Source organism: Nocardia farcinica, from assembly GCF_029867845.1.
Classification (GTDB): Bacteria; Actinomycetota; Actinomycetes; order Mycobacteriales; family Mycobacteriaceae; genus Nocardia; species Nocardia farcinica_A.
The window spans coordinates 1-6763 of the sequence record NZ_JARWRU010000888.1 but is presented as its reverse complement, the minus strand read 5'-3'; the positions used below and the strand labels follow the sequence as shown (position 1 = coordinate 6763).

General features: G+C 73.1%; 5 protein-coding genes and 1 pseudogene. 5 read left to right on the top strand and 1 reads right to left on the bottom strand.

The window, feature by feature from the left end:
* The 3 genes from QH283_RS19550 to QH283_RS19540 all read left to right on the top strand — a co-directional run.
* Nucleotides 1-452 (top strand): glucose-6-phosphate dehydrogenase assembly protein OpcA (locus tag QH283_RS19550; protein ID WP_280504435.1); only part of this gene is annotated, 452 nt, incomplete at its 5' end.
* Entirely contained in the window at nt 445-1233 is a 789-nt protein-coding gene (gene pgl, locus QH283_RS19545; RefSeq protein ID WP_280504434.1) for a 6-phosphogluconolactonase, read from the top strand. The genes QH283_RS19550 and pgl, both read left to right, overlap by 8 nt.
* A gap of 63 nt (nt 1234-1296) precedes the next feature.
* Nucleotides 1297-3483 carry a thiamine pyrophosphate-dependent enzyme gene (locus tag QH283_RS19540; protein WP_280504433.1) on the top strand — a complete coding sequence of 729 codons (2187 nt, stop codon included), beginning with the start codon at nt 1297-1299 and terminating at the stop codon, nt 3481-3483.
* On the opposite strand, the gene QH283_RS19535 is transcribed toward QH283_RS19540, so the two are convergent.
* On the bottom strand, nt 3484-4614 hold the full coding sequence (locus QH283_RS19535) for a helix-turn-helix transcriptional regulator (protein ID WP_280504432.1): 1131 nt from the start codon (nt 4612-4614) through the stop codon (nt 3484-3486).
* Between the two features lie 222 nt (nt 4615-4836).
* Here QH283_RS19535 and QH283_RS19530 point away from each other — a divergent pair.
* Nucleotides 4837-5502 (top strand): annotated as a pseudogene (locus QH283_RS19530) (DUF1906 domain-containing protein); the annotation flags it as partial.
* A gap of 45 nt (nt 5503-5547) precedes the next feature.
* Entirely contained in the window at nt 5548-6582 is a 1035-nt protein-coding gene (locus QH283_RS19525) for an N-acetylmuramoyl-L-alanine amidase (protein WP_280504436.1), read from the top strand.
* The last annotated feature ends 181 nt before the right edge of the window (nt 6583-6763 follow it).

Here is a 6763-nt window from a genome sequence, read left to right as displayed (position 1 = left end):
CGCAGGCCACCATCCGCGGCAGGCATGCCACCTACGCGCCCGGCGACACCGATCTGGCCTGGAGCCGGATCACCTACTGGCGGGCGCTGCTGGCCGCCTCGCTGGACGAGCCGCCCTACGAGCAGGTCGAGTCGGTGACGGTCTCCGGGCTGCGCGAGGAACCCGCGCTCGACATGCTCGCCGGCTGGCTGGCCGCCCGCCTGGAATGCCCGGTCCGGCGGCGCACCGGACCGCTGGAGGTGCGTCTGCACCGTCCCACCGTCTCGATCGGCATCAGCCGCCCGCAGACCGGCCGCACCGCCACCCTGACCCGCACCGGCGACCCGGACCAACGGATCGCGCTGGCGCGCAGGGAGACTCGCGACTGCCTCGCCGAGGACCTGCGCCGCCTGGAGGCCGACGAGATCTACCGTGAGGCACTCGCCGGAATGGAGAAGGTGATCTATGAGTGAGACGCCCGCCGGTCGTTACGCCGACCAGGAACGTCGCGTCGCGACCGGATTCCCGGCCGACACCGTGCAGGTGCACGCCGACACCGAGGCGCTGGTGAACGCCGCCGCGCACCGCTTCGTCGAGGTGGTCTCGGCGGCGCAGGCCGCGCGCGGCCACGCCTCGGTGGTGCTGACCGGCGGCGGCACCGGCATCGCGCTGCTCGAGCGGGTGCGCCGGGAACCGGGCGACATCGACTGGCAGGCCCTGGACGTGTTCTGGGGCGACGAGCGTTTCGTGCCGGCGGGCGACCCGGAGCGCAACGAGCTCCAGGCCCGCCAGGCCCTGCTCGACCATGTGCCGGTGGACCCGCACCGGGTGCACGCGGTGGCCACCAGCGACGGCGAGTACCCCGATCCGGTGGAGGCGGCGGCGGAGTACTCGGCGACGGTGCACGCCCATCTCGCCGAATACGGCGCGTTCGACCTGCACCTGCTCGGCATGGGCGGTGAGGGGCACGTGAATTCGCTGTTCCCCGACACCGACGCCGTGCGCGAGGAGCACGACCTGGTGGTGGCGGTGACCGATTCGCCCAAGCCGCCCGCGGTGCGGGTGACGCTGACCCTGCCCGCGGTGCGCAAGTCGCGGCACGTCGTGCTGGTGGTCGGCGGTGCGGCCAAGGCCGAGGCGGTGCGGGCCGCGCTCGACGGCGCCGCCCCGGTGGACATCCCCGCCGCGGGGGCGCGCGGCACCGAGTCCACCACCTGGCTGCTGGACAAGGCGGCCGCTTCCGCCCTGGGCTGACCGCCCTGCCGGCGCGGTGCGCCGGTGCGCTCGGATACCACGCAGGTCCGGGAGGTGCAGTCGATGAGCAGCGCCGACACCGCCGAGGCGGTGCTGGAGCAGGAGTTCCGTTCCGCCGTGGCGGCGCTGGAGCCACCGGCGGTCGCGGCGGCGCTGCCGCCCGGCCGCACCCGGGGCGAGCTGCGCGCGCTGTTCGAGGCACAGGTGGCGAGCAGGCAGCTGGATCTGACCGCGCGCAGGCTCGGCGCGGCGCGGCGCGGCTTCTACAGCATCGGTTCCTCCGGTCACGAGGGCAACGCGGCGCTGGCCGCCGCGAGCAGGCCGGACGATCCGGCGCTGCTGCACTACCGTTCCGGGGCGTTCTTCCTGCATCGCTGCCGCCGCGCCGGTGTCGGCGACCCGATCCGTGACGTGTTGCGCGGGGTGGTGGCCTCCGCGCTCGATCCCATCGCGGGCGGGCGGCACAAGGTGTTCGGCAGCGCCGCCGCGCACGTCGTCCCGCAGACCTCGACCATCGCCTCGCACCTGCCGCGCGCCGTCGGCCTGGCCTTCGCCCTCGAGCGCGCCCACCGGGCCGGACTCTCGCCCGCCTGGCCGGCCGACGCGATCGTGCTGTGCACCTTCGGCGACGCCTCGGCCAACCATTCCACCGCCGCGGGTGCGATCAACGCCGCCCTGCACACCGTCTACCAGGGCGTGCCCGTGCCGGTCCTGTTCGTCTGCGAGGACAACGGCCTCGGCATCAGCGTCCCCACCCCGCCCGGGTGGATCGAGCACGCCTACGGCTCCCGCCCCGGCCTGCGCTATCTCGCCGCCGACGGCTGCGACCCGCGCGCGGCACTGACCGCGTGCGCCGCCGCCGTCGACGACGTCCGCGCGCACCGCTCGCCTGCCTTCCTGCACCTGCGCACCGTCCGTCTGCTCGGCCACGCGAGCTCGGACCTGGAGTCCGCCTACCGCCGCCCCGCCGAGATCGCCGCCGACCTGCGCCGTGACCCGCTCCCCGGCACCGCCCGGCTGCTCGTCGAGACCCACACCGCCACCCCCGCCGACCTGCTGGACTGCTACGACGAGATCGCCGCCCGCGTCGCCCGGACCGCCGAATCCGTGTGCGCCGAACCGAAACTCGACTCCGCGGCGGCCGTCATGGCGCCCATCGCCCCGGCACGCCCCGAGGCGGTGCGCGCCGACGTCCTGCGCGGCCGCCGCGCCGAAGCGTCCGAGGCGCCGCGCGACGATCCGCCGCTCACCCTCGCCCAGGCGATCAACGCCACGCTGGCCGACCTGCTGGAGCGCGACGAGGACGTGTTGGTCTTCGGGGAGGACGTCGGCCGCAAGGGCGGCGTGTACGGCGTGACCAAGGGCCTACGCGCCCGTTTCGGCCCGCGCCGGGTGTTCGACACCCTGCTGGACGAGCAGAGCGTGCTCGGCACCGCGCTCGGCGCGGGCCCGGCGGGGTTCGTGCCGATCCCGGAGATCCAGTACCTCGCCTATCTGCACAATGCCGCCGACCAGATCCGGGGCGAGGCCGCCACGCTCGGGTTCTTCTCGCGGGGCCGCTACCGCAATCCGATGGTGGTGCGCATCGCCGGACTGGCCTATCAGAAGGGTTTCGGCGGTCACTTCCACAACGACAACTCCCTGGCCGCGCTGCGCGACATTCCCGGCCTGGTGCTGGCCGTGCCCGCCCGCGCCGACGACGCGGCCGCCCTGCTGCGCACCTGTGTGTCCGCGGCCAGGGTGGACGGCCGGGTGTGCGTGCTGGTCGAGCCGATCGCGCTCTATCACGCCCGCGACCTGTTCCCCGGCGACGGGGCATGGGCCGCGCCTGCCGCCGATCCCCCGCACGCCGGGATCGGCCGCGCCCGCTGCTACGGCGACGGCACCGATCTGACGGTGATCACCTTCGGCAACGGCGTGCCCATGAGTCTGCGTGCCGCCGCCCGGCTCGCCGAGGACGGCATCCACGCCCGCGTCCTCGACCTGCGCTGGCTGGCCCCCCTCCCGGTGGACGACATCCTCCGGCACGCCGAGGCCACCGGGCGCGTCCTGATCGCCGACGAGACCCGCCGCAGCGGCGGCGTCTCCGAGGCCGTCTGCGCCGCCCTCGCCGACGCGGGCTACCGGGGAGAGCTGGCCCGCGTCACCTCCCAGGACAGTTTCGTGCCCCTCGGACCGGCCGCCGCCGCTGTCCTGCTCGACGAACAGGCCATCGAAGCCGCCGCCCGGACGCACGCGCCCCAGCCTTGACTACTCGAACTGGCCGGTTCCCAGCAACACGGTCGTGAGCAGCCGCACCAGCTCGGCCTGCCGGTGTGTACCCGATTTGTCGAACACCCGGTGCAGATGGGTGCGCGCGGTGTTCACCGACACCGCCAGATCCTCCGCGATCGCCCGCACCCCCGCACCGCGCAGCGCGGCCGCCGCCACCCGCGCCTCCGCGCCGGTCAGCCCGTAGAGCTGGCGCAAGGTCTCGCCGCGGACCCCGTGCTCGCGGTCGGGGTCGACCACCACGACCATGGCGGCGAAATCGTCGGCCGGCCCGGAGAGGGTGGGCTCCGCCGTGGCGGCGGCGTCGAGGGGAAGCACCAGCACCGCATAGGTCGCCCGCCCACCGGCCCTCGGCAGCAGGCAGCGCCCGCCCGCGCGCGGTCCGGTGGGGCGGGTGGCGGCGGCGATCAGGGCGCGCAGGGTGGGCGCGGCGATGCTGTCGGTGGTCTCCAGATGGCCGCGCCTGCCGACGGCCAGTCCGTCGCGGGCGTCGAGAATGGTGGCGGCGGCCGGGTTGCGGTAGCCGATCACGCCGCCGGTGGTCACGACGAGCAGTCCGTGGCGGTAGCGGTCGAGCACGGCGGTCGAGCGGCGGTGCGCCGAATCCGCTTCGCCCAGGCGGGATCGCGTGGCGACGGCGTGGGCGAGGTGGGGATGCAGCAGGCGGAGGGTGGCGGCCGCTCGCGCGCGGTCGACAACCCGCCCGCGCGCGGGATACAGGGCGAGCCAGGCGATCCGGTCGCCGTCGGCGAGGACGACGAGCAGGGCGTCGCCGAGCCGGTGCGGCTCCAGCCAGCCGCTCGCGAACGGGTGCCCGCGCAGGTCGCCCAGCAACTCCCCGGCGGTGGTGACGGTGCCCGCGGGAACATGGGCGAGCACCGGGGCGAGCGGGTCCGTGCGACCGAAGCGGGCGTTGTAGGTGCGGCGCAGTGCGCTCGCGCCGGTCGAACACGCCGTGACCGTCGGGCAATTCGGCGTGCCGACGATCAGTACTCCCCGATCGGCGCCCACGGCGGCGACCACATCGTCCAGGGCGGGGGTCCAGGCGGCCGGGTACAGCGCGGCGCGCTCGATGCGCGCCACGATCGCGGAGAACCTCTCGACCGTCATCGCCATGTGAATCGACCTGTGGGACAGGGAGAAACCGGGGATGGAGCACAGAGCATCGGACAGCGCGCCCGCACCGCGCGCGAGCAGCCCGCCACTCGATTCTTCCACCCCGGCGAATCGGCCGTGGCCCTTCGGATCTCATCGGTTCGGATGAGGACAGCCAGCGGCGAGTCCTGCTCTACTCGGGGAGCAACCGCATCGCTACCGAGGGAGGTGCTGTCGATGCCGACAGCAGTCGATTTCGCCGCGCGATTCATCGATCCCGCCGCCATCAGGGCGGCCGGGCACAGCGCCGTGCTGGTCTACGTCTCGCCCAGCAGACCGGGCGCGAACTTCGGCGCGAAACCGGTCACCAGGGATTACGCCGACCGCCTGCGCGCCGCCGGGCTGGAGGTCGTGTCGATCTGGCAGTACGGCAAGCCGGGCAACCCCCAGGCGCCCTCGGACTGGACCACCGGCGTCGACGGCGGCCGTCGGATGGCGCAGCAGGCCGCGCAGATCCACGCCGCCGCGGGCGGGCCCGAGGGCTGCCCGATCTTCTTCGCCGTGGACGAGGACATCTCGTTGCAGCAGTGGAACACCGGCGCGGTGCATTTCTTCCGCGGCGTGAACGAGGCCATCGGACGACAGCGCACCGGCGTGTACGGCTCGTCGCTGGTGTGCGCGTGGGCGATCGAGGACGACGTCGTCGGCCGGTCGACGACGCCGGGCAAGCGCTGGGCCTGGCAGACCCGCGCCTGGTCGGGCAATCGGCTCGACACCCCGGAAGCCGTTCTCTACCAGCGGGTCATCGACACCCCGTCCGATCCCGGACCGCTGATCGACGGCACCTCGGTGGATGTCGACGACATTCTCGCCGCCGACTACGGGCAGTGGTCCCTGGACCGGGAAGGGCAGACCGTGCCACCCCCGCGGTACACCGAGCTCGATCGGATGGGCAATTCCCGTTCCTCGCGCTGGGGCGCCCGTATCACCAATTTCCTGCTGCACACCCAGGAGGGCAACGGCACCGCCGAATCACTGGCCGCCTACCTGAACAATCCGGCCAACGGCGTCTCCTACCACTACACGCTGCGCGACGCGATCGTCTGCGACGTGGTGGACACCGACTACGCGTCCTGGTCGGTGCTCGACGCCAACAGCCACACCATCAACCTGTGCTTCGCGGGTAGCCGCGCCGCCTGGTCGCGCGAGCAGTGGCTGGCCGTCGACGGCGATCTGCGGATCGCGGCCTGGCTCGCGGTGCAGGACGCGCGCAAGTACGGCTTCGCGACCGATGTGATCGCCCCGCCCTACACCCGCCGCGACGGCATCTCCGACCACAAGTACGTCACCCAGGCCCTCGGCATCGGCACCCACACCGACGTCGGCCCGCACTTCCCCTGGGACGTCTTCGCCCGGCACGTGCGGGATTTCGCCGACGGCACGGTGCCCCCGCCGCCGCCCGGCGCCATCGATGTCAAGGAGGCCGAGACGCCGTGGCTGGGCGCCCGGCTGACCCCGCAGGAGCAGCGCACCGCCGACGGCGTCGGCCGGTTCGTGCGCTACGAGAACGGCTACATCTATTGGCATCCGTCCACCGGTGCCCACCCGATCCCCACGTCGCTGTTCGGCAAGTACGCCGAACTCGGCTGGGAGGCAGGTCAGCTCGGGTACCCCATCAACGACCACACGGCGCTGCGCGACCCGGCGGGTCGAGTGTGGGGTGAGGTGCAGGGCTTCCAGTACGGCGCGCTCTACCACCGGAACGGACGGCCCGTGCACCACCTGCACGGCGAGATCAGGGAACGCTGGAACCGCAGTGGTTTCGAAAACGGCCCGCTGGGCTGGGCGACCTCCGACGAGATTCCCTTCGACACCGGCGCCTACCAGGAGTTCGAGCACGGCCGCGTCTACTGGACGCCGCAGCAGACGCTGGCGATGCGCCGGGTGGGCGAGATCGACGAGCCGCTGGCCGACCCGCGCTGACCCGACGACGGTTCATAACGATTGCGCATCGTCACCGGGACTCCGCAACCCTTCCGTTATCGCAGGGCGCCCTTGCATTTCCCGTCGTCACAGGTCTGCGGCTTTTGGCGTGTACGGACAGATGCAGGACTCGCTCGCACGTGCAGCAGCAAGGACTTCGGTGTGCCGACCGGCTCGGGGT

Coding starts and splice junctions, on each gene's coding strand:
- pgl (WP_280504434.1), top strand. CDS start 445: ATGAGTGAGACGCCCGCCGGTCGTTACGCCGACCAGGAACGTCGCGTC.
- QH283_RS19540 (WP_280504433.1), top strand. CDS start 1,297: ATGAGCAGCGCCGACACCGCCGAGGCGGTGCTGGAGCAGGAGTTCCGT.
- QH283_RS19535 (WP_280504432.1), bottom strand. CDS start 4,614: ATGACGGTCGAGAGGTTCTCCGCGATCGTGGCGCGCATCGAGCGCGCC.
- QH283_RS19525 (WP_280504436.1), top strand. CDS start 5,548: ATGGGCAATTCCCGTTCCTCGCGCTGGGGCGCCCGTATCACCAATTTC.